Annotated in this window: 15 protein-coding genes; 11 read left to right on the top strand and 4 right to left on the bottom strand. The window is 61.8% G+C overall.

Annotation, left to right across the window (positions count from 1 at the left end; all coding sequences use genetic code 11):
* Nucleotides 1-101: 101 nt before the first annotated feature.
* From AC27VU_RS26540 to AC27VU_RS26530, 3 genes are read left to right on the top strand one after another with little or no spacing between them, the layout of a single operon-like run.
* On the top strand, nt 102-1,022 hold the full coding sequence (locus AC27VU_RS26540; RefSeq protein WP_488725243.1) for an arginase family protein: 921 nt from the start codon (nt 102-104) through the stop codon (nt 1,020-1,022).
* Entirely contained in the window at nt 1,019-1,393 is a 375-nt protein-coding gene (locus tag AC27VU_RS26535; protein ID WP_003227768.1) for a DMT family transporter, read from the top strand. The genes AC27VU_RS26540 and AC27VU_RS26535 overlap by 4 nt, the downstream gene beginning before the upstream one ends.
* Nucleotides 1,394-1,424: 31 nt before the next feature.
* Nucleotides 1,425-1,808, top strand: coding sequence for a DMT family transporter (locus AC27VU_RS26530; protein ID WP_103486466.1), 384 nt, complete (start codon nt 1,425-1,427; stop codon nt 1,806-1,808).
* Between the two features lie 103 nt (nt 1,809-1,911).
* Here the strand turns inward: AC27VU_RS26530 and AC27VU_RS26525 are convergent, their stop codons facing one another.
* Both AC27VU_RS26525 and AC27VU_RS26520 read right to left on the bottom strand, forming a co-directional pair.
* Nucleotides 1,912-2,784: a fatty acid desaturase family protein gene (locus AC27VU_RS26525; protein ID WP_135296473.1), complete on the bottom strand. Its 873-nt coding sequence runs from the start codon at nt 2,782-2,784 to the stop codon at nt 1,912-1,914.
* 72 nt (nt 2,785-2,856) lie between these two features.
* Complete coding sequence (locus AC27VU_RS26520) at nt 2,857-3,618, bottom strand: MipA/OmpV family protein (protein ID WP_488725242.1); 762 nt, start codon at nt 3,616-3,618, stop codon at nt 2,857-2,859.
* 230 nt (nt 3,619-3,848) lie between these two features.
* On the opposite strand from AC27VU_RS26520, the gene AC27VU_RS26515 reads away from it, so the two are divergent.
* From AC27VU_RS26515 to AC27VU_RS26490, 6 genes are all read left to right on the top strand, one after another.
* Nucleotides 3,849-4,559, top strand: a complete 711-nt coding sequence (locus AC27VU_RS26515) for an HAD-IB family phosphatase (protein ID WP_003227777.1) — start codon at nt 3,849-3,851, stop codon at nt 4,557-4,559.
* On the top strand, nt 4,552-5,946 hold the full coding sequence (locus tag AC27VU_RS26510) for an aspartate aminotransferase family protein (RefSeq protein ID WP_003227779.1): 1,395 nt from the start codon (nt 4,552-4,554) through the stop codon (nt 5,944-5,946). The genes AC27VU_RS26515 and AC27VU_RS26510 overlap by 8 nt, the downstream gene beginning before the upstream one ends.
* A complete protein-coding gene (locus AC27VU_RS26505) occupies nt 5,943-6,818 on the top strand; it encodes an alpha/beta hydrolase (protein WP_003227781.1) in 876 nt (291 codons plus the stop codon). The genes AC27VU_RS26510 and AC27VU_RS26505 overlap by 4 nt, the downstream gene beginning before the upstream one ends.
* A gap of 66 nt (nt 6,819-6,884) precedes the next feature.
* Nucleotides 6,885-8,012 (top strand): GNAT family N-acetyltransferase, encoded by a 1,128-nt coding sequence (locus AC27VU_RS26500; RefSeq protein ID WP_226499469.1) that lies wholly within the window; start codon nt 6,885-6,887, stop codon nt 8,010-8,012.
* Nucleotides 8,009-9,781, top strand: coding sequence for a sensor histidine kinase (locus tag AC27VU_RS26495; protein ID WP_003227784.1), 1,773 nt, complete (start codon nt 8,009-8,011; stop codon nt 9,779-9,781). Before AC27VU_RS26500 ends, AC27VU_RS26495 begins: the two co-directional genes overlap by 4 nt.
* Nucleotides 9,771-11,162, top strand: a complete 1,392-nt coding sequence (locus AC27VU_RS26490; protein WP_262142235.1) for a sigma-54-dependent transcriptional regulator — start codon at nt 9,771-9,773, stop codon at nt 11,160-11,162. The genes AC27VU_RS26495 and AC27VU_RS26490 overlap by 11 nt, the downstream gene beginning before the upstream one ends.
* A gap of 10 nt (nt 11,163-11,172) precedes the next feature.
* On the opposite strand, the gene AC27VU_RS26485 is transcribed toward AC27VU_RS26490, so the two are convergent.
* The gene (locus AC27VU_RS26485; RefSeq protein WP_400497225.1) at nt 11,173-11,838 is read right to left on the bottom strand and encodes a DsbA family oxidoreductase; all 666 of its coding nucleotides are present in this window, start codon (nt 11,836-11,838) and stop codon (nt 11,173-11,175) included.
* A 235-nt stretch (nt 11,839-12,073) separates the two neighbouring features.
* A complete protein-coding gene (locus AC27VU_RS26480) occupies nt 12,074-13,093 on the bottom strand; it encodes an alpha/beta fold hydrolase (RefSeq protein ID WP_003227790.1) in 1,020 nt (339 codons plus the stop codon).
* A gap of 351 nt (nt 13,094-13,444) precedes the next feature.
* Between AC27VU_RS26480 and AC27VU_RS26475 the strand changes: the two genes are divergently transcribed.
* Together AC27VU_RS26475 and metR are read left to right on the top strand one after the other, a co-directional pair.
* A complete protein-coding gene (locus tag AC27VU_RS26475; RefSeq protein ID WP_488725241.1) occupies nt 13,445-18,610 on the top strand; it encodes a dermonecrotic toxin domain-containing protein in 5,166 nt (1,721 codons plus the stop codon).
* 120 nt (nt 18,611-18,730) lie between these two features.
* Nucleotides 18,731-19,648 (top strand): transcriptional regulator MetR, encoded by a 918-nt coding sequence (gene metR / locus AC27VU_RS26470; protein ID WP_045122615.1) that lies wholly within the window; start codon nt 18,731-18,733, stop codon nt 19,646-19,648.
* Nucleotides 19,649-19,900: the final 252 nt, after the last annotated feature.

Raw genomic sequence — 19,900 nt, 5'->3', positions numbered from 1 at the left:
TGGCCCGTCCCTTGCATTTATCCCTTAAAGCCCTGCCCGGCTGGCGCTCATGCTCGATGAGGCCGGTGTCTGGGAGGGTCTGCCAAGGGTAAATAGCGACCTTGAATATTTTAGATCTCGACCACAGCCTGACCGCTCAGGCGCCGATTGCGCGACTGCTCGACAGTGGCCGCGCCAGACGCCTGGACCTGCTCGACCTCGGCCCGAAACTCCGGCTCTGGTCCAGCGAACGCACCTGGCGACGCTTCGCCGAACGTTTGCAGCAGCGGCCCCGGCACACCGGCCCGGCACCGGAAATCTTCTTCGTCGGCTCCGGTGACTATCACCACCTGACCCCGGCGTTTCTTACCGATCTACCAAGCCCCGTCAGCCTGATCCATTTCGACAATCACCCCGACTGGGTGCGGTTTGCGCCGCGTCGGCATTGCGGTTCCTGGGTCAATCAGGCGCTGAAACTGCCGAACATTCGCCGCATCGTGACCCTCGGTCCGTGCAGCGATGATCTGCAAAACCCGCAACTGAAGGGTGGCAACCTCACGGCCCTCAAACGCGGGGTTCTGCAGCTGTTTCCGTGGCAGCACGCGCCCTCCAAAGTCTGGGGGCGGATCGGTGACGGCGCCGGGCATGAGCAACAGGAAAACATGCTGCACTGGCACAACCTGTCGCAAGTGGACTGGACCCTGTTCCTTGACAAAATGATCGCCAGCCTACCGACCGATGCGGTGTGGATCACCATCGACAAGGACGTGCTCGCCAGCGAAGACGCCGCCACCAACTGGGATCAGGGCGGCATGCGCCTGAGCCATATGCTCCAGGCCCTGCGCGCGCTGGCGGCGAGCAAGCGGATCATCGGCATCGACATCTGCGGCGAATACGCCCGTCCGGCCTTCAGCAATGTATTCAAACGCTGGGAGGCGAAGACCGATCAGCCGCCGGCCGAACGCTGGAGCGAGGCCGATATCCTGCGCAACTCCACCACCAATCAAGCCTTGATCGACCTGTTCGAGGAACTGTTTCCATGACTTTCACCGTGATCGTGCTGGTGGCCCTGTCCATTGTTCTGGATGTGATCGGCCAGCTGTGTTTCAAACTGGGCCTTGATCGACTACCTGAGCTTGAGGGTGGTTTTCGGCTGCAGGTGTTCTGGGGCCAGGTGTTCAACGCGCCGCTGCTGTGGGCCGGGATCGGCGCTTATGCAATCGAGTTTTTCGTCTGGCTCGGCGCCCTGTCGCGGGCGCCGCTGAGCCTGTTGTTTCCGGCAGCCGCGCTGGCCTATTGCGGCGTGGTGCTGGCGGGCAAACTGGTGCTCGGTGAAACCGTCAGTCGGCGGCGCTGGCTGGGCACGCTGGTGATTACGGCGGGCGTGATGCTCGTGTGTGCCGGCCATGTCTGACGCTCACCTGGAACTGCAAAGGAACGACGCAATGCATTGGCTACACGGGCGCGTGGGCACCATCGTGCTATGGGCGCTGTTGATCATTCTGGAAAGTGGCGGGCAGATCGCGAGCAAGGTCGGTGGCGATCAGTTGGGCCAGATGGACTTCAGCCTGCAATGGCTGCAAGGCATCGTCATGACGCCCGGAGTGTGGGTCGCGGTTGGCTGCTACATCGGCGCGTTTTTTGTCTGGATGCTGATTCTGCGACGCAGCAGTCTGTCGCTGGCGTTTCCCCTGAGTTCGCTGGTGTTTGTCGGCGTGCTGCTGGGGTCGTGGCTGGGACTGGGCGAGCAGATCAGTCTGCTGCACTGGCTCGGCGTGGCGGTGATCATGGGCGGGATAGCCTTGCTCGCCGAAGGCGAAGAGCACTGAAATGCTCCGTGTAGGAGCTGCCGCAGGCTCGGGCCGCGATCGGACGATCTTTGCTTTTCAAGATCAAAAGATCGCAGCCTTCGGCAGCTCCTACACAAAGCAGTCAGGCGTCAGGCTTTTGGTGGTTCAGCAGGAAGCCCAAACCGTGCGCCAGCGGAATATCTTTCACCCCCGCTTCCTGCTGTTGCCGGGCGATCTGCCGGTGATAGGCCTTGACCTGAGTCCAGTGCATTTTCGGCCGGTAGTGGTGCTCGGCGTGATAGCCGTTGTTCATCCACAACAGGTTGTACAGCGGGCTGTAGGCACTCACGCCCCAGGCAATCGGCAAGTCCGGGTTGCCGCCAAAATGCTCGTAGTAACCGTTGAGCGATGACAGCGCCTGGCCCAGATACCAGAACGGCAACAACACCAGCACCGCCTGCCAGTCATACACCGCCAGCAGCAGATAAAACGCCACCGTCACATAGATCTCGACCTGAACCCAACGCGCATCCTTCGGGCGTTTGCGGCGCATTTCGTTGTAGATCGGCTTGGGGTCGTCGCGGAAAAAACTCAGGAAGGTGTAAGCCCAGGGGTTCTCCGGCTGACCGTTCTTGCCGCGCAGATAGATCGATAGCGGATCAATGGTCTTGCCGTCCGGCCCCGGCAGGTCCGAATTGCCCCGGTGATGGCGATTGTGGATATCGCGATAGAGGGTTTGCGAAAAACCGATGGTCACCGACAACAGCAGATCGAACGCCCGGTTCAGCCACGCCGGGGTGAAGTAGGCGTTGTGAATCTGGTTGTGGGAAATGCTGTTTATGCTCCACGACAGGCTGATCGCATAGCCCAGCGCCAGCGGCACAAAGGCCCACCAGGACAGATCGTGGAAGGCCGCAACCAGCCACAGGACGAAAGCGAAATGGGCCAGGCCCAGAGCGATGGGGATCAAATCCCACAACGAATGAGCCAGCAGACGATAAGCAGGGCGAGCCATGAAGAACATCCTGAAGGAATGGATTCGACATGGCTGTCTGCAAACCACAGACCAACTCGCCCGTGGCTGAAATCAGTCGAACTTGTAGGCGATGGCCGCCTGCACTTCGCCCTGATTGGTATCACCCACCGCTTTGACGATGCTGCTGTCCGCCGCCGAGCGGGTCAGGTGTATCCAGCTCGCGCTGGTGACCAGCGACCAATGCCCCGCCAGGGGAAACTCGAAGCTTTGGGTCAGCGCCACGTTCTGCAAACCGCCGCCGGCGTTGTACGCGCGGATACCCGAGGCCTGCGCCTCGCTGCCGCTGACACCGAAGAAGGTCTGCGTGCCCTGCGCATCGGCGAAATGCGCGGTCAGGTTGCTGCTGCCAATCACCCCGCCGCCCAGTGGATAACCGATTTCACCGCCCACCTTTCCAAACACGCCGCCCTGACCGCTGCCACCGCCGACGGCCTGGCCGACGAAGGCGAACACGCGCCAGAAATCGGCCGGGGCGTATTGCACGAAGCCGCCAGCCTCGGCCATGTCGGGCACATCACGCAAGCCGCGCAACTCGCCGTTGGCGGTGCGCCCGGAGAGGTAATTGATGTACGGCCCGGCGCTGAAGCCGTTGCTTTTCAAGGCGCTCCAGGTCAGGCCGTCGTCGGTGCCGAGGCTGACATCGCCCCAGTCCAGATCGAGATACGGTATCGGCCGGGTTTCGTAGCGGCTGCCGGTGGGATCATGAGGTTGGTAACTCAGTCCCAGGCCGGCTTCGCCGGTGATGCCATCCGCCAGCGCAGCCCCGGAAAAGCAGGCCAGTGCGGTCATTAACGCCAGTGTATTCCTCTGCATGAGGCCATTCCTTTTCTGAACTTGCGCGCATCAATCCCCGGATAGAGCCCTTGGCGCAAGCACTCATGTTGTTTGTAGCAAGCTACAAAAATTGTAGCTCCACTTCACGAAAACCGTGCATAGGCCCCGCCATTACGGGGTTTTGCAGATTTGGCACAGTCCCTGCTCCCACCCTTGCCAGGCGCAGACCGCGCACCCTGACAACTGCCTCGACCCAACAGGTACTGCAGATGATTGACTGGCATATCGTGTGTGATTTCGACGGGACGATCACCCGTACCGACGTAATCGACAGCATCCTTGAACGCTTCGCCGACCCGAGCTGGGAAGCCATCGAAAACGAATGGCTGGAGGGCAAGATCGGTTCCCGCGAATGCCTCAGCCGTCAGTTGGCGCTGATCAAGGCCACGCCTGCGCAACTGCTCGAATTCTTCGACAGCATCGACATCGATCCGGACTTCCCCGACTTCGTCGACCACGTGATCGGCCTCGGCGCTTCGCTGGAAGTGGTCAGCGACGGCATCGAACAAGGCATCGCGCGGATTCTGGCGCGCAACTACGTGACGCTGCTGCCGATCCTCGCCAACCGCCTGCGCCAGATCGACCACGACAAGTGGCGCATCGATTTCCCCTACGCCAGTGACGCCTGCCGCGCGGCCTCCGGCAACTGCAAATGCAAATCCACCCCCAGCAGCAAACGCGTGCTGGTGATCGGTGACGGCCAGTCCGACATGTGCGTGGCGTCCACCGCCGATTTCGTCTTCGCCAAGGACCGCCTGGCCGAGCACTGCGAGCGCAACGGCATCGCCTACGCGCGCTTCGACAGCTTCGCCGAACTGCCGCAACTGCTGGCCCGCCTGCCTCTGGCCCCGGCCGCCAACGCCGTCAATTTCAGCACCGAATCCACTTCTGAAGCACAGGAAACCCTGCACCATGTCTGATATCCGCATTGCGACAGCCGAAGACAAAGTCCTTCTGGAAAAAGAAGCCAAATACTGCTCCTACGGCGACACCGTTCACTACATCGAACCGCCGCGCATCTTCAGCCGCTGCGAAGGCTCCTACGTCTGGGACACCGAAGATCAGGCCTACCTCGACCTGCAAATGTGGTACTCGGCGGTCAACTTCGGTTACGCCAACCCGCGGTTGAACAATGCGCTCAAGCAACAGATCGACACCCTGCCGCAGATCGCCAGTCAATACCTGCACAAAGGCAAGATCGAGCTCTCGGAAATGATCGCGGTCGACGCCAAGAACAAGTTCGGCCTCGACGGTCGGGTGCACTTCAACGTCGGCGGTTCGCAGTCGATCGAGGACTCGCTGAAAGTCGTGCGCAACGCCACCAACGGCAAGAGCCTGATGTTCGCCTTCGAGGGCGGTTACCACGGGCGCACCCTCGGCGCGTCGTCGATCACCTCCAGCTACCGCTATCGCCGCCGCTACGGCCACTTCGGTGAGCGTGCGCAGTTCATCCCGTTCCCGTATCACTTCCGCGGCCCCAAAGGCATGACCAAGGAAGAGTACGGCAGCCATTGCGTGCAGCAATTCGCGCGGTTGTTCGAGACCGAATACAACGGCGTCTGGGACCCGAAAGTCGGCCAGAGCGAATACGCCGCGTTCTACGTCGAGCCGATCCAGGGCACCGGTGGCTACGTGATCCCGCCGATGAACTTCTACAGCGAACTCAAGCACGTCCTGGATCAACACGGCATCCTGATGGTGGTCGACGAAATCCAGATGGGTTTCTATCGCACCGGCAAGCTGTGGTCGATCGAACACTTTGACGTCAAACCCGACGTGATCGTCTTCGGCAAGGCGCTGACCAACGGCCTTAATCCGCTGGGCGGCATCTGGGCCCGCGAAGAGCTGATCAACCCGAAAGTCTTCCCGCCAGGCTCGACCCACTCCACCTTCGCCTCCAACCCGCTGGGCACTGCCGTGGGTCTGGAAATGTTCAAGATGACCAGCGAAGTCGATTACGGCGCGATGGTCATGGCCAAGGGCAAATACTTCCTCGAAGGCCTGCAGGATCTGAAAAAACGCTACCCGATCATTGGCGATGTCGACGGTCTGGGCCTGGCGCTGCGTTGCGAGATCTGCACCGAGGACGGCTTCACCCCGGACAAGGCCACTCTGGATTACATGGTCGAAGAAGGCATGAAGGGCGACATCGAAATCGACGGTCGTCGCCTCGGTCTGATCCTCGACGTGGGCGGCTACTACAAGAACGTCATCACCCTGGCACCGTCGCTGGAAATCAGCTATCCGGAAATCGACCTGGGCCTGGCCCTGCTCGACCGCCTGCTGCATCGGGCGATGAAACGATGATCGACGCAGAGATCGATATGGGCGAAGGCAACGCCGGTTTCGTTCTCGGCGACGGGGAGGTCGCGGTGCTGTTGATCCACGGCCTCACCGGCACCCCGACGGAGTTGCGTCGGGTGGCCGTGGGCCTGGCGAAAGCCGGGCACACGGTCTATGTGCCGACCCTGGCCGGGCACTGCGGCGGCAATGCCGACCTGCAAGCCACCGGCTGGCGCGACTGGTACGAAAGCGCACGCAACACCTTCGTCGGTGTACGCCGCAAACACCACAAGGTGTATGTCGGTGGTTTGTCCATGGGCGCGGTGTTGTCGATGTACCTGGCCGCCGAACACCCGGGACAGATCGAGGGTTTGCTGCTGTATTCGACCACCCTGCGCTACGACGGCTGGAGCATCAACAAACTGGCGTTCCTCACCCCGTTGCTGATGAAAATCCCGTTCGGCGTGCACCTGTGCAGTTTCGAAGAAAAGCCGCCCTACGGCATCAAGAACGAGCGCCTGCGGGCCATCGTCGAACGCCAGATGAAAGAAGGTCAGAGCAGTCAGGCCGGGTTGCTGACCATGGAAGGCGTCACGGTGCGCGAACTGCACCGGCTCAACGCCGTGGTGAAAAAACGCATGCCGTCGATCACCACGCCGGCGCTGGTGCTGCACTCCATCGAGGACGACATCACTAGCCGCTGGAATGCCGATTACGTCGAACGCAAGCTTGGCGGACCGGTGACCAAAGTGTTGCTCGACGACTGCTATCACATGATCACGGTCGACCTGCAGTACCGCCGTGTCGTGGAGTTGAGCATCGACTTCATACAGCGACGCTTCATGCAGCAGATCAGCAGCCCCGTTGCGCCGCTGGAGTACCGGCAACTGGCTTGAGCAGTTGCCGGCAGACATCCTGCGACACAGGCCGAACACCACGACTCGCCGACATAAGGAAACGACGTGATCACCGCTCAAGCCTTCTCAACGATCGAAGCGATCGACCGCTGCGCCTGGAATGACTGCTTCGTCGATGAGCTGGAGGACTGGGATTACTACCGCGCCGTTGAACGCGCCGGCATTGACGGCTTTCACTGGCGCTACCTGACGCTGCACGAGGACGGCCGTCTGATCGCGGCCACCGTGGCGTTCATCACGGCCTACTCACTCGATACCACGCTGCAGGGCGCGGGCAAACGTGTCAGTCAGTGGCTGCGCCGACATCTGCCCCGACTGTTCGATATCCGTCTGTACGCCCTCGGCTCGCCGGTGGCGGAGCAATGCCATGTCGGCACGGCTTCGCACATTGCGGCGACGCACCGCCCGTCACTGCTCCGTCAGTTGCTGGAGCTGGCAAGACAGGATGCCGAACACGCCGGGATCGGCCTGTTCGCGGTGAAGGATGCCTCGCATCGCGATCCACAGTGGCTGGAGGTCTGTCAGCAGGCCGGCCTGCAAAGCATGCCCGGGTTGCCCGGTGCCGAACTGCCGATCAGCTTCGCCTCGGTGGACGCTTATCTGGGTAGCCTGGGTAAATCCACGCGCAAGGATCTGCGCCGAATCTTGCGCAACCAGGGGCCGCGTACGGAATGGCGACGCTCGGTGCACGACTTGCTGCCGCGCATGATGGAACTCTACGAAGCCACCCTCGCCCGCAGCGATCTGGCCTTCGAGTGCCTGCCTGCGGCGTACTTTCGCGAAGTCCTCAATCACCTCGATAATCGGTCGGCGTGCGTGCTCTATTGGGTCGGCGACGAACTGGTGGCGTTCAATCTGGTATTGCTCGACGAGCAGCGGTTGGTCGACAAGTTTTTTGCCCACGATCTGGCGCGTACGCGGCAGTACAATCTTTACACCCGTAGCTGGCTGGAAAATGTCGACTACTGTATTGAGCACAAACTGGCGATCTATGTGTGCGGGCAGGCCGGCTATGCCAGTAAGCTGCGCCTGGGTTGCTCGTTTGTCGGTAACACCGTGTTCTTCCGCCATCGCAATCCACTGTTCGACCAACTGTTGCGTCTGGTGAAAATATTCGTCCGCCCGGATCGCTCCGATCCGGCCCTGGCAGCTGCAATAAGCGAAATCCAATGATCAATGACCGACGCGCCACGCCCCGACCTTTCGCCCTTTCCGGCTGGAGCCTGCAACGCAAACTGGTGTTGGCCTTCTGGCTGGTCAGCGTGATTCCGACCATGATTGCTGCGGAACTGGCGGCCACCACGCTGTCGCAGATCTTCGACAGCAACGTGCGCATCTGGCTGCAGGAATCGTCGAAGATCGTCGAGGACGAAATCAGCGAAATCCTGCGCGACAACGCCCGCGCCGCTCAGCTGTTTCTGCGTTACACGCGCCCTCCCACCGATCGTCAATCGGCCAAGCACAACAAGCTGACCGCCGACGTCGCCGACTCCATGGGCATCGACGTTGTGGCCCTGGTACGCAACAGCGATCACAAAGTGGTGTACAGCACCGCCGCCGACGACATCGTCAGCCAGATCAGCACCGCCCCGAAAGCGGTACTGCAAACCCTGCAGGTGGGCGGTGTGGCCACCGGCACGGTGATTTCGACGTTCGAGACCGAACAGAGCGGCATCGAATACAAATTGATCATCGGCACTTATCTGGACGACAGCTTCCTCACCAGTGTTGCCGACGTGCATTCGCTTGATCTGCGCCTTTACCTGGCCAAGGGCGACGACTTCTCGGAGATCTTCTCGACCCAGCGCTTTGAGGATCACCCCTTGCAAGTGCCGAAAGGAATTGAACAGAACCTGCGCGAAAGCAAGCGGCCATTCGAGCAATTCACCAACCGCTACAGCGGCATCTACCGGCCGATCTTCAACGAAAACGGCCAGCTGCAAGGGGTGATTTTCAGCGGACTGCTGCGCCACACCAGCCTGGTCGGCCTGGTCAATCAGAGCAACCTGTTCATCCTGATTTTCCTGCTCAGTTCGGCGGCGTCGCTGGCGGTTGGCTGGCTGGTCTCGCAACGTCTGACCAAGCCGTTGCGCGGTCTGGCCAGAGGCGTACAAGCGGTGATTGCCGGCGACTATCATCAGCGCCTGAGCGTGAATGGCGGCGACGAACTGGCAGAACTGAGCAGCACGTTCAACCACATGAGCGAACGTCTGGAAGAGTTGCAGCATCTGGAGTCGCAACTGCGCCGCCGTGATCGCCTGCACGCGCTGGGCGAAGTCGCCATGGGTCTGGCCCATGAAATCCGCAATCCGCTGGGCATCATCAAAACCGCCACGCAACTGCTGCACCGCCGTGCCGACCTGCCGGAAACCGACAGGCGACATCTGGAATACGTGGTCAAGGAAGTCAGCCGGATCAACGATTTGATCACCGAGTTTCTCGACTTCGCCAAACCCAGCGCGCCGATCCGCGCCACCCAGTCAGCCCGCGCCCTGGTCGACGAACTGGCCGGTTTTTGCGAGCCGGAGCTGGCCAGCCACAACATTGATCTGCACATCGACGATCAGGCGCCGGGGGCGACGATCTACGCCGATGCCAAGCAACTCAAACAGGCCGGCCTGAACCTGATCGTCAACGCCATCGACGCGATGCCTGATGGCGGCCGACTGACCCTGAGCATCGCCAGCGACGCCAAATACACCATCGTCAGCGTGGCGGACACCGGTCAGGGGATCGAAGCCGACATGCTGGAGCGCATCTTCACCCCGTTCGTCACCACCAAGGCCTCGGGCACCGGGCTGGGCCTGGCCAAAGTGTTTTCGGTCATGGAAAACCATAACGGGCGCGTAGAATGTGTCAGCGAAAAAGATGCCGGCGCGACCTTCAGCCTGTACATTCCGGCCAATGGCGAGGACTTCGACGAGAGCGACGATGACGCATAACATTCTGGTGGTGGACGACGAACCGAAACTCTGCGATCTGCTGGCCTCGGCCCTCGGGCAGAACGGCATCAGCGTGTTCACCGCCGGCAATGGCCTGCACGCACTCAAGGTGCTGGAAAGCGAAGACATCGATCTGCTGATCAGTGACTGGCGCATGCCCGGCATGGACGGTCCGCATTTGCTGGCAGAGGTGAAGAATCGCTATCCACAGTTGCCGGTCATCGTCATGACCGCCTACAGCACGGTGAAAAATGCGGTGGAATCAATGCGTAATGGCGCATTTGATTACATCGCCAAACCGTTCGACATCGACGAACTGGACATCACCGTCAGCAAGGCCCTGCAGTTTCGCGACATCCTCAAAGACAACCAGCGCATGCGCGCCGAGCTCGACGAGCATCAGCAGATCGACAGCCTGATCGGTGACAGCCCGAGTTTTCGCAACGTGCTGCAAGCGGTGGACTCGGTACGCGAAAGCGCCGCGACGGTGCTGCTCAGCGGCGAAAGCGGCACCGGCAAGGAGATGGTCGCCCGGGCCATCCACAAGCATGGCAACCGCGCCGACAAGCCGTTCGTGGCGGTGAACTGCGCGGCCATCCCTGAAGGGCTGCTGGAAAGCGAAATGTTCGGTCACCGCAAAGGCGCATTCACCGGCGCCGTGGCTGATCGCATCGGACGTTTTCAGCAGGCTGACAAGGGAACGCTGTTTCTTGATGAAATCGGTGAAATGCCGCTGGCACTGCAGGCCAAGATCCTCCGCGCCCTGCAGGAGCGGGTGATCGAGCCGGTGGGCGATACCAAGGAACGCAAAGTCGATGTGCGGGTGATCGCCGCCACCAACAAAGACCTGTTGCAAGCGGTGGCCAACAAGGAGTTTCGCGAAGATCTCTACTACCGCCTCAACGTGTTTCCGATCCCGCTGCCAGCGCTGCGCGATCGGGTCGAGGACATCGCCCCGCTGGCCCGGCATTTTGCCCACACCCTGGGCGCCGCGGCCGGCAAACGCATCAGCGGTTTCAGCGCGCAAGCCTTGCAGGCGATGACCCGCTATTCATGGCCGGGCAACATCCGCGAGCTGCAGAACTGCGTGGAGCGCGCGACCATCGTCGCCTCCGCCAACATCATCGAGGAACAGGATCTGCCGGCCTACCTGTTCGCCGCGCAAGCCTCGGACAGCAGCGGCCCGCTAAGCGAAATCAACGGTGTCCCGGCGGATCTGGACGCAGCACTCGCCGAAGTCGAGAAGGCCTACATTCTTGCGGCCCTGCAACAGAGCAACGGCGTGCAGGCCGCCGCCGCGCAGTTGATCGGCATCTCCGAACGCAGCTTCTGGTATCGCCTGAAGAAACTCGGGATCCACGTCGACAAGATCGTGCGTTAAGAGCGCTGGCTCAATTGACCGTGCCGCCTTTGGTTTCACTCATGATCTGCCGAATCGCCCCGACAAAGGTGTCAACCGGTTGCCCGCCCGTCACCGCGTACTGACCGTTGAACACCACGGTCGGTACTGAACTCACGCCGCGTTGCAGCCACAGTTGCTCTTCTGCACGCACCTCATCGGCAAACTCGGCGGAGGCCAGAATCGCTTGCGCACGCTGCCGATCCAGGCCCACGCTTTCGGCAATCTGCGCCAGTTGCGCGTGATCGGACGGATTACCGCCATCCGTGAAATACGCCTTGAACAGCGCCTCTTTCAACTTCAACTGCAAACCCTCAAGACCCGCCCAATGCAGCAGACGATGAGCATCGAAGGTGTTGTAGATGCGGCTGTTGCCATCGGTGCGAAAGGCAAATCCGACCTCGGCGCCACGGGCACGAATCGCCTCGCGGTTCTTCTGTGACTGTTCCGGGGTCGAGCCGTACTTTTCGCCGATGTGCTCGGTGATGTTCTGCCCGTCCGGGCCCATCTTCGGGTTCAGTTCGAACGGCTGGAAATGAATCTCGGCCTGCACTTCATCGCGCAGGATTTCCAGCGCCTGAAGCAGGCCATACAGACCGACGACGCACCACGGGCAGGAAACGTCGCTGACAAAATCGATTTTCAAAGCGGAACTCATCACACACCTCGCGGACGGAAATCGTGCGGGAAAGTTTGCACGATACACCTGCCCGCTCTTGCGATGACAGTGATGGCCCCTTCGCGAGCAAGCCCGGCCCCACATTTGGAATACGGTTGCCCTTGTGGGAGCGGGCCCCTTCGAGCAAGCCCGACCCCACATTTGGAATACGGTTGCCCTTGTGGGAGCGGGCTTGCTCGCGAAGAGGCCCGAATCAACACCGCCAAAACCTCGCCTACAGCAGGTTGCCGCTTGCCACCGGCTCGATCTGCGCCCAGTGCGACGTGTCCTCACGGTGCTGTTGCAGATACGGCAACACCGCCGCCAGCAATGGCGCCTTGAACGCCTCTTGAAAACGATGGGCCAGCCCCGGAATCAGCTTCAACTGACTGCCACGGATATGCGCCGCCAGATGTACGCCGTGCATCACCGGCAACAACGGATCGGCCGTGCCGTGTACCACCAGGGTCGGCACCCGCAGTTGATTGAGCAACGTCACCCGGCTCGGCTCGGCAAGGATCGCCATGATCTGCCGCTTCACACCTTCAGGATTGAACGCCCGGTCGTAAGCAATCGCCGCCTGATGCAGCAACGCCTGCCGATCATCAGTGACTGACGGGCTGCCGAGCGCCGCCAGCAGATCGGCCTGCTGCTCCAGCGCCACTTCGCGATTCGGCGCGCCGCGCCGCGCCAGCAGTTGCACCAGCGCCGCACTCGGCGCCGGCAATCCTTCGGCGCCGGAACTGGTCATGATCAGCGTCAGACTCTCCACCCGCTGCGGCGCCATCGCCGCCAGGTGCTGGGCGATCATCCCGCCCATGCTCGCGCCCAGTACGTGAAACTGGTCGACGTGCAGCGCGTCCATCAAGCCCAGCGCATCGTCGGCCATGTCGGTCAGCGAGTAAGGCGCCGACACCGGCAATCCGAGCTTGTAGCGCAGCACTTCAAAGGTCAGGTTGGCCTCGGCGGGCGCTTGACGCCAGGTCGACAGACCGACGTCGCGATTGTCATAGCGGATCACCCGAAAACCCTGCTGACACAGCGCAACCACCACTTCGTCGGGCCAGTGAATCAACTGACCGCCAAGGCCCATGACCAGCAACAGCGCCGGATCCGAGGCACGGCCAATGCTCTGGTACGCCAGGCTCACCTGTGCCAGATCGACCCGTTGGGTCGGTACATTGACGTCGCAACGCGAAGCCGCCATCGACGGCAGGCCGAACAACAGCGCGGCCAACAAAAGAAATAAACGCATGAAGAAACACCGAAACGCAGAACCCCAGTAGAACGCGAGTCTGATGAAGTTTGTTCAAGCGCGCTGCCACAGTTGCGTGACAGTTTGATGAAGTTTGCCGAGTGGTCATGCGCCACGAGCCGTGACGTTCGTCGCGCCTGTCATTTCTGTCGGTGGTACGCAGCAGGACGTCGGTCAGACCTGTTCACCTTGACCGCATGAGGGTGTGGCTGAACGCCTGACCGGGACACCCTCTGAAACGAATGCCCGCGCCAGCGATAAATATGTACCGCAAGGCCCTGTGACAGCTCGCCTCTAATGGGCATGACCAGCGGAATCACCCGGTGGTCATGCCTTTTGGAGCCCCGGCGCATGTTCGATGCCCTTTCCCCTGTAACGGTCGACTTCGGCCTTGATCCGCCACTGCGGCCAACCCCTGACCAAAACCTCTGTCTTCTGGCGACAACGCGCTTGAACGCCTGTCACCAGCAATGGCTCGACCTCATGGCGCAGCGTATCGGATTGCCCGACAGCGGCTGGTGGAGCGCTCGTGCGCGCGGTACTGCGCTGTCGCGGCGCGATCATGCCGCAAGCCTGTACCGCCGGCATTTCGAAGCGGCCTGTGAGCTGGCGATTGCCGAAGGCCGGCTCAGCCGTTCACAACAACCTCGGCTGGCGCAGTTGCTGACGCCATCGAACAAAATCGCGGCGGATCTGCGGGTCGCGCAACCGGTGCTCAACCGTGTCGGTGGCAACCGTGTGCGCCTGCACGGTGCCCTGATGATCCGTCTCGAGGACGCGGTGTATCTGCTTTATATACCTGCCCAGGCACAACCGCTGATCCGCTTCGAAGATCAGGCCGGGCTTGAGCACTGGCTGATTGAGCAGTACCCGCATCCGGTGCTTGGCACTTCGCTGGACTTCATCGAATTCGGCCACGAACCGTTCACCCGCGGGCTTGAGCCGCTGATGGCCGGCCCGGCAAGCAGCGTCGGTAGCTGGATCGAGGTGGGCAGGCTTTTCCCCGCCGCGCCAGCCCTGCCCGATAGCTCCGGGCAGAATGCCGACGAGGTTGCACCGTTCGGCTTGCTGGTCGCCGACATTCCTCTGGACCTGCGGCGGCAGGCACTGGCTGTTGAACACCTGGCGCTCGATCGTCTGTTTGGCGAATCCGATCTGCACGCCCCGCAGCGGCAGCAACTGGCCGGTGCTTTCGATGCCTTTGGCCAGGCCCGGCAAGCCAGCCATGATGCGGCGTCGGCGCTGCTCGACAGCCGGGATCCGCTGACAATGCTCGAACTGCGCCGCCACGCGAACGTCCATTACACCGCCCTGCTGCAGGCCCGGATCGCGGGTCTGCGCGCCGAAGTCGAATGGCAACGGGCACTGGAACAACTGACGGCGCAGGAGCATCGGCAGCTCATCACACTGCTGGACGCACCGGGGCACAACCTGCCGGCATCCGAAGGGGTGATCGCGCGCGTGTCGTTGTCGGCGACAGACCAGGGCCTCACCCGGGTCGAAGACCTGCCCGGTGTGCTGATCATCGCGGCGCCTTCGGCGCTGGCGCCGGGCTCTACAGACAGTCTGCTGCTTTACTGGCCCGGGCAGTGCGGTGGACTGCAACGCTTCACCTCGCGTCAGGCGCTGGAGCAAAACCTGTTCAAGCGCTCGCCGTACGACCGCGAACTGGCCCTGCACCTGACGCCACTGTCCGGCGATGCCCTGACCTGGTCCCTGGATCAGCAGCTCTATCAGTGCGAACAACAGGCCGCGACCATCATCCGCGATCACCCGCTGCCCACGCATGCCGAGACGCGCAAAGCCGCGATGGAACAGCTGTGTGAACAGCATCTGTCACGCTTGACCGTAGCGCTGGCGCAAGCCCGCGCACGAGCGTTTGCCGAGCGTCAGGAGCAAGACCAGAGCGCTGCGCTGGCCGGCAACCTGCCCGCGTGGTTCAAAACACTCGACGACGACAGGCGTACACGGCTCAAGGCGCTGATCAATCGCTATCTCGCAGCAATGCGACACGCTCATGCGCTGCTCGAACGAGAACTGCCACCGCGTCAGACCTTCGCCGATAAACGCATCGACGCGCGCTTGCGCCACGACTTTGCACTGGTGAAAAGCGTGGGTGTGAGCCTTGATCTGCCCGACTCCACCTTCTGGCAAAAAACCCTGATCGAGGGCGCCGCGCCCGGCACTCCGCAACGCAGTGTCCTCACCGCCAGCGCCGGGCGCAGTGATCTCAGCCTGGAACAACTGGCCCAGAACAACATCGACCAGGACATGTGGTGGCGACTGTCGTTCATGCAAGTCAAGGTCAGTGCCGAGGACGAAGGTGATCGGCAGCGTGTCGAGGCGGGCATCAACCCGGTCTATCTGCGTCAGTTGGTGACGCAACTGGATCTGGCCGGACGCTACGAAATCCTGATTCGCCAGGCGTTTTTCGGCACGCCGACAGAACACGCGTTCACCCAGGCCTGGCGCCGCGAATGCCTGAGCGAGCCGTGGCGCCTGATGCTCGAACTGCAGGGTGAATTCGCCTTGCTGCAGCAGCACATCGACAGCGCCGGCCATGCCGTGCTGAAAATCGCCATCGACGCGACAACGGCTCAGGACTATGCCGTCGACGGCAAGCGTATCGCGTTGCTGCCGGTGCACCTGACGGTCGGCGGCACCGACACCGCGCATCAGGGACCGAGCACACTCGCCGGGGTCACCTTCATCGTCGAGCAGGTCAGTGGCCTGACCCTGCTGTACCTGCCCGACAGCAGCGACGCGATCTTCCTGCGGCAGTACGCAACCCTCGAGCAGGCGCGTCTGGATCTGTTCCGGCGCTGCGTTGACCGCAACATGGTCAACTACCTCGCCGGGCGTGCCCTGAGCGGCGATTTCGCCAGCCATGTCAGCCGGATCAATGAAGCACAACTGCGCAACTTCGATGCCCTGATCGGCGTCGGCATGGCCTGGCCGGCGACCACTTCGCTGGCCAGTCATCTGCTGAACGTACACATGGGCCGCTTGCTGGAAGCTCATCGCGACAGTTCGCGCTCCAACGATGCGTTGTATCTGGAACATTGCGCACTGAAGTCCGGCGCCCTGTTCAACTATCTGAAAATGGCCATCGGCATGCTGCCGTTCGTGGGCACAGCCGTGGCGCTGTATGACGCCTGGCAAAGCGCCAACCTCGCCGTGGCGGCGTTCTTGCGCGGTGAACTCGGCCACGGTCTGGCGGAAGTGGAAGCGGTTCTGTTGTCATTGATCGACGCCGCTATGGACGTGCTTCCGGGCACTGTCAGCGCGCCCGCCGCCGCACGCCTGGCAACCCGGCAGCGGCAACAGGCGACACTGGGCAGGTCCGCCGCACTGCGCACGTCCTGGCAATGGTCCCGACATTCGCTCGACCGGTTCAAGGGCTACGAATACGAACACGACATTTCCCTGGCCGGCCTGAGTCCGGCAATCGAAGGCGTTTACCGCAATGTCTACCGCCATGCCGAGGGCGATTTCATCCTGCGGCTGGGCCGCGTCTATCGCGTCCAGCTCAGCGAACAGCCACGCGGCTGGCGTTTGTACGGGACGTGGATGCGCGGCTACAAACAGCCGATCGCCCTCGACGAATTCGGCCAGTGGAACACCCACTACGCGGTATACGGCACGGTGATGGACGGTGGCGGCGCAGGCGGTGGCGCGGTGCTCGGGCATTTGGCCGATGGCCTCCAACCGCTCTGGCCCGAGGCCATCCGCCGCTGGCTGCCAGAGTGGTGGACCAATCGCCAATTGCGCCGGCAATTGACCCTGAACAACACCATCGACGCCTACGCCCACCGCCTGCAGAACCAGACACGCACCACCAATCAGTTGCTGGAAAACTACCAGAGACTCGACTTTGTCCAGCGCAAGCCGCTGCTGGCAGAGGTCGACACGGCCTGCGTCAATGACATCGACAAAGCCATCGAGCTGTTCCAGAGCTCGGACGAACTGCTGCACCTGAGCCGCGGCAACAAAGTCCAACAGCTCAAGGAATTGAAGAGCCGCAGTGCCCTGGTGGTGGTGGACCGCGCAGTACAACGCGCGACCGTGGCCCGCGATCGCTTGCTCGAATTCCTGAACCGGGTCGATGCGCTGGTCGCCGAATCCGACGCCACGCCTTACAACCAGACGGCAGCCCACGTGCAGCTGCTGGCCCGACGCAAATGGGTGCGCAAGGCTTTTCTCGAGGAGTTCGATCAACTGCACGCGATCATCGAACAGGCCAACCTGTGGAACAGGCGCATCACCAACAATACCCAGAGGGCGAAGATGGCCGCCGACATCACGGCCCTCAACCGCAATTTCGGCGATCGCAATCACCACTACCTCAGAACCGCCCACCTGCTGGAGATCATCACCCGCTACGAAGCGGTCGACGATCTGTACTGGATGTACTTTCACACACAGATGAAGGACGCCCGGATAAAAGTCGGACGCGCACTGCTGACCCAGCATCATCTACCCGAGACCAATGCCAGCGTGGCCCAGCGCAACCGGATCATCGAGGATTCCCTGGAAATTTATGCCGGTTTCCGCCGTCAGTTGAAGGCCTGGACACTGGGCTATCCGCAGCATCTGGAGCTGGAGCAGATCGCTCCGTTTCTCGACAGCCTGAGCAAGGTCGAAGAGCACGCGCGGCATGCGCTCAAACAGCCGCCGTCGATCAGACGCCGAGAGCCTGGGGCCAGGCAACTGTTCGAAACCGAGGACAACCAGTTGCTGATCGGCACCGAGGCCCTTGATGAGAGTACCCGCCAGGTACGCTTCATCGTGGCCGGCGACGGCTTCCATGAAACCTGGCTGCGGCGCCCGAGCGGCAAGTATCACTTGCAGACGCGCCACACCGCGACCACTCCGTCCCTGCCTAGCGATGTCAGACCCTTGCTGGCCGAAGCCCGGCAGCGACTCGCCGCTGTCACCGCCTACCAGGACAAGGTGAATGGCTACGCCCGTCAGGACATGTTGCCGGTGGACCTGGAACACATGCTCGTCAGCGAGGCGACGGAATTGAGCTCTCGGGCGCAGGCGATCGAGCGGCTGTCGCCGACCGACCCACTGGTCGCGCAGTTGCACGCCACCGCGCAGGCGTTGCAACGGGCCGGGCGCACGTTGCGCATCGACCAGTCACTGCGCAGCAAGACCCCCACTGAAGGCTATCTGGACTATCTGCTGCAACAGCAAGTGGTGGATATCCGCAAGGAAGGTGAACTGCGGGCCCTGGGCAGACGCGCCGACAGGAGCAAGGATTTCCTCCAGGAGTACGAAGTCCGCGACCTGACCAGCCATCCGCCGCGCACGCTATGGTATGCGCACTTTCACTACACCTCGGACAGGGCGCCGTTCGGGGATTTCGCCAAAGCTCATCTGAAATTGCCTGAACAACGCAATCTCGGCCTGCAATGGCAACAGGCCCAAGGTGCTGGCGGCGCACAGGTCGAGGCAATCTGGCGTGGGGATATCGGTAAACCGCTGGGCATCCAGCACTTCGCCCACCTCTGAAGCAAAAAACAGCGGGGCACGGGTGTGCTCCGCTGTACTTCAAGCAGTCGACAGCCCCGCCAACATGAGACAAACTCACCGCATTCGCCTCAATCACAAATTTTGTTCATGGAGCCTGCGGTGCTTGAAATCCGTCATCTGAAAACCCTGCATGCCCTGCGCGAGGCCGACAGTCTGGTGGATGCCGCCGACCGCCTGCACCTGACGCAGTCGGCGCTTTCGCACCAGTTCAAGGAGCTGGAGGAGCGCATGGGCATGCCGCTGTTCGTACGCAAGACCAAACCGGTGCGCTTCACCAGTGCCGGCCTGCGTCTGCTGCAACTGGCTGACGCGACCCTGCCGCTGCTGCGTGCCGCCGAACGCGACATCAGTCGCCTCGCCGGTGGCACTGCCGGGCGCCTGCACATGGCGATCGAATGCCACAGCTGTTTTCAGTGGCTGATGCCGACCATCGACCAGTTCCGCGACGCCTGGCCGGAAGTCGAACTCGACCTCGCCTCGGGCTTCGCCTTCGCCCCGCTGCCGGCGCTGGCTCGCGGTGATCTGGACCTGGTGGTGACCTCCGATCCGCTGGACATCATCGGCATCACCTACGTGCCGTTGTTCACCTACGAAGCGATGCTCGCGGTCGCCAACCAGCATCCGCTGGCAAGCAAACCGTACATCGTTCCCGAAGACCTGCTGAGCGAAACCCTGATCACCTACCCGGTGGAACGCGATCGGCTGGACATCTTCACCCGCTTCCTCGAACCGGCCGACATCGAACCGGCACAGGTGCGCACCTCGGAACTGTCGGTGATGATGATGCAACTGGTCGCCAGCGGCCGTGGCGTCTGCGGCATGCCGCACTGGGCGCTGCACGAATACAGTTCGCGCGGCTACGTGAAGGCCAAGCGCCTGGGCGAGAAAGGTCTGTTTGCAACGCTGTACGCGGCGATCCGTGCGGACATGCTCGATGCACCGTACATGCGCGATTTCCTGCTGACCGCCAAGGACACTTCGTTCTCGACACTGGATGGCGTCAGCGCGGTGCGCTGACACACATCCCCCTGTGGGAGCGGGCTTGCTCGCGAAGGCAATCTGTCAGTTGACGGGTTCTGCACTGACCCACCGCATTCGCGAGCAAGCCCGCTCCCACAGGGGAACTGTGTGATTTCAAGAGGTGGTGACGGTCGGTGAAGCACATGCTCGACAACATTGATCCCCTTGCCTGAAACACACATCCCCCTATGGGAGCGGGCTTGCTCGCGAAGGCAATCTGTCAGTTGACGGGTGCTGCACTGACCCACC

This window comes from Pseudomonas sp. 14P5.3.2, from assembly GCF_057799175.1.
This window is presented reverse-complemented; position numbering and strand designations above follow the sequence as displayed.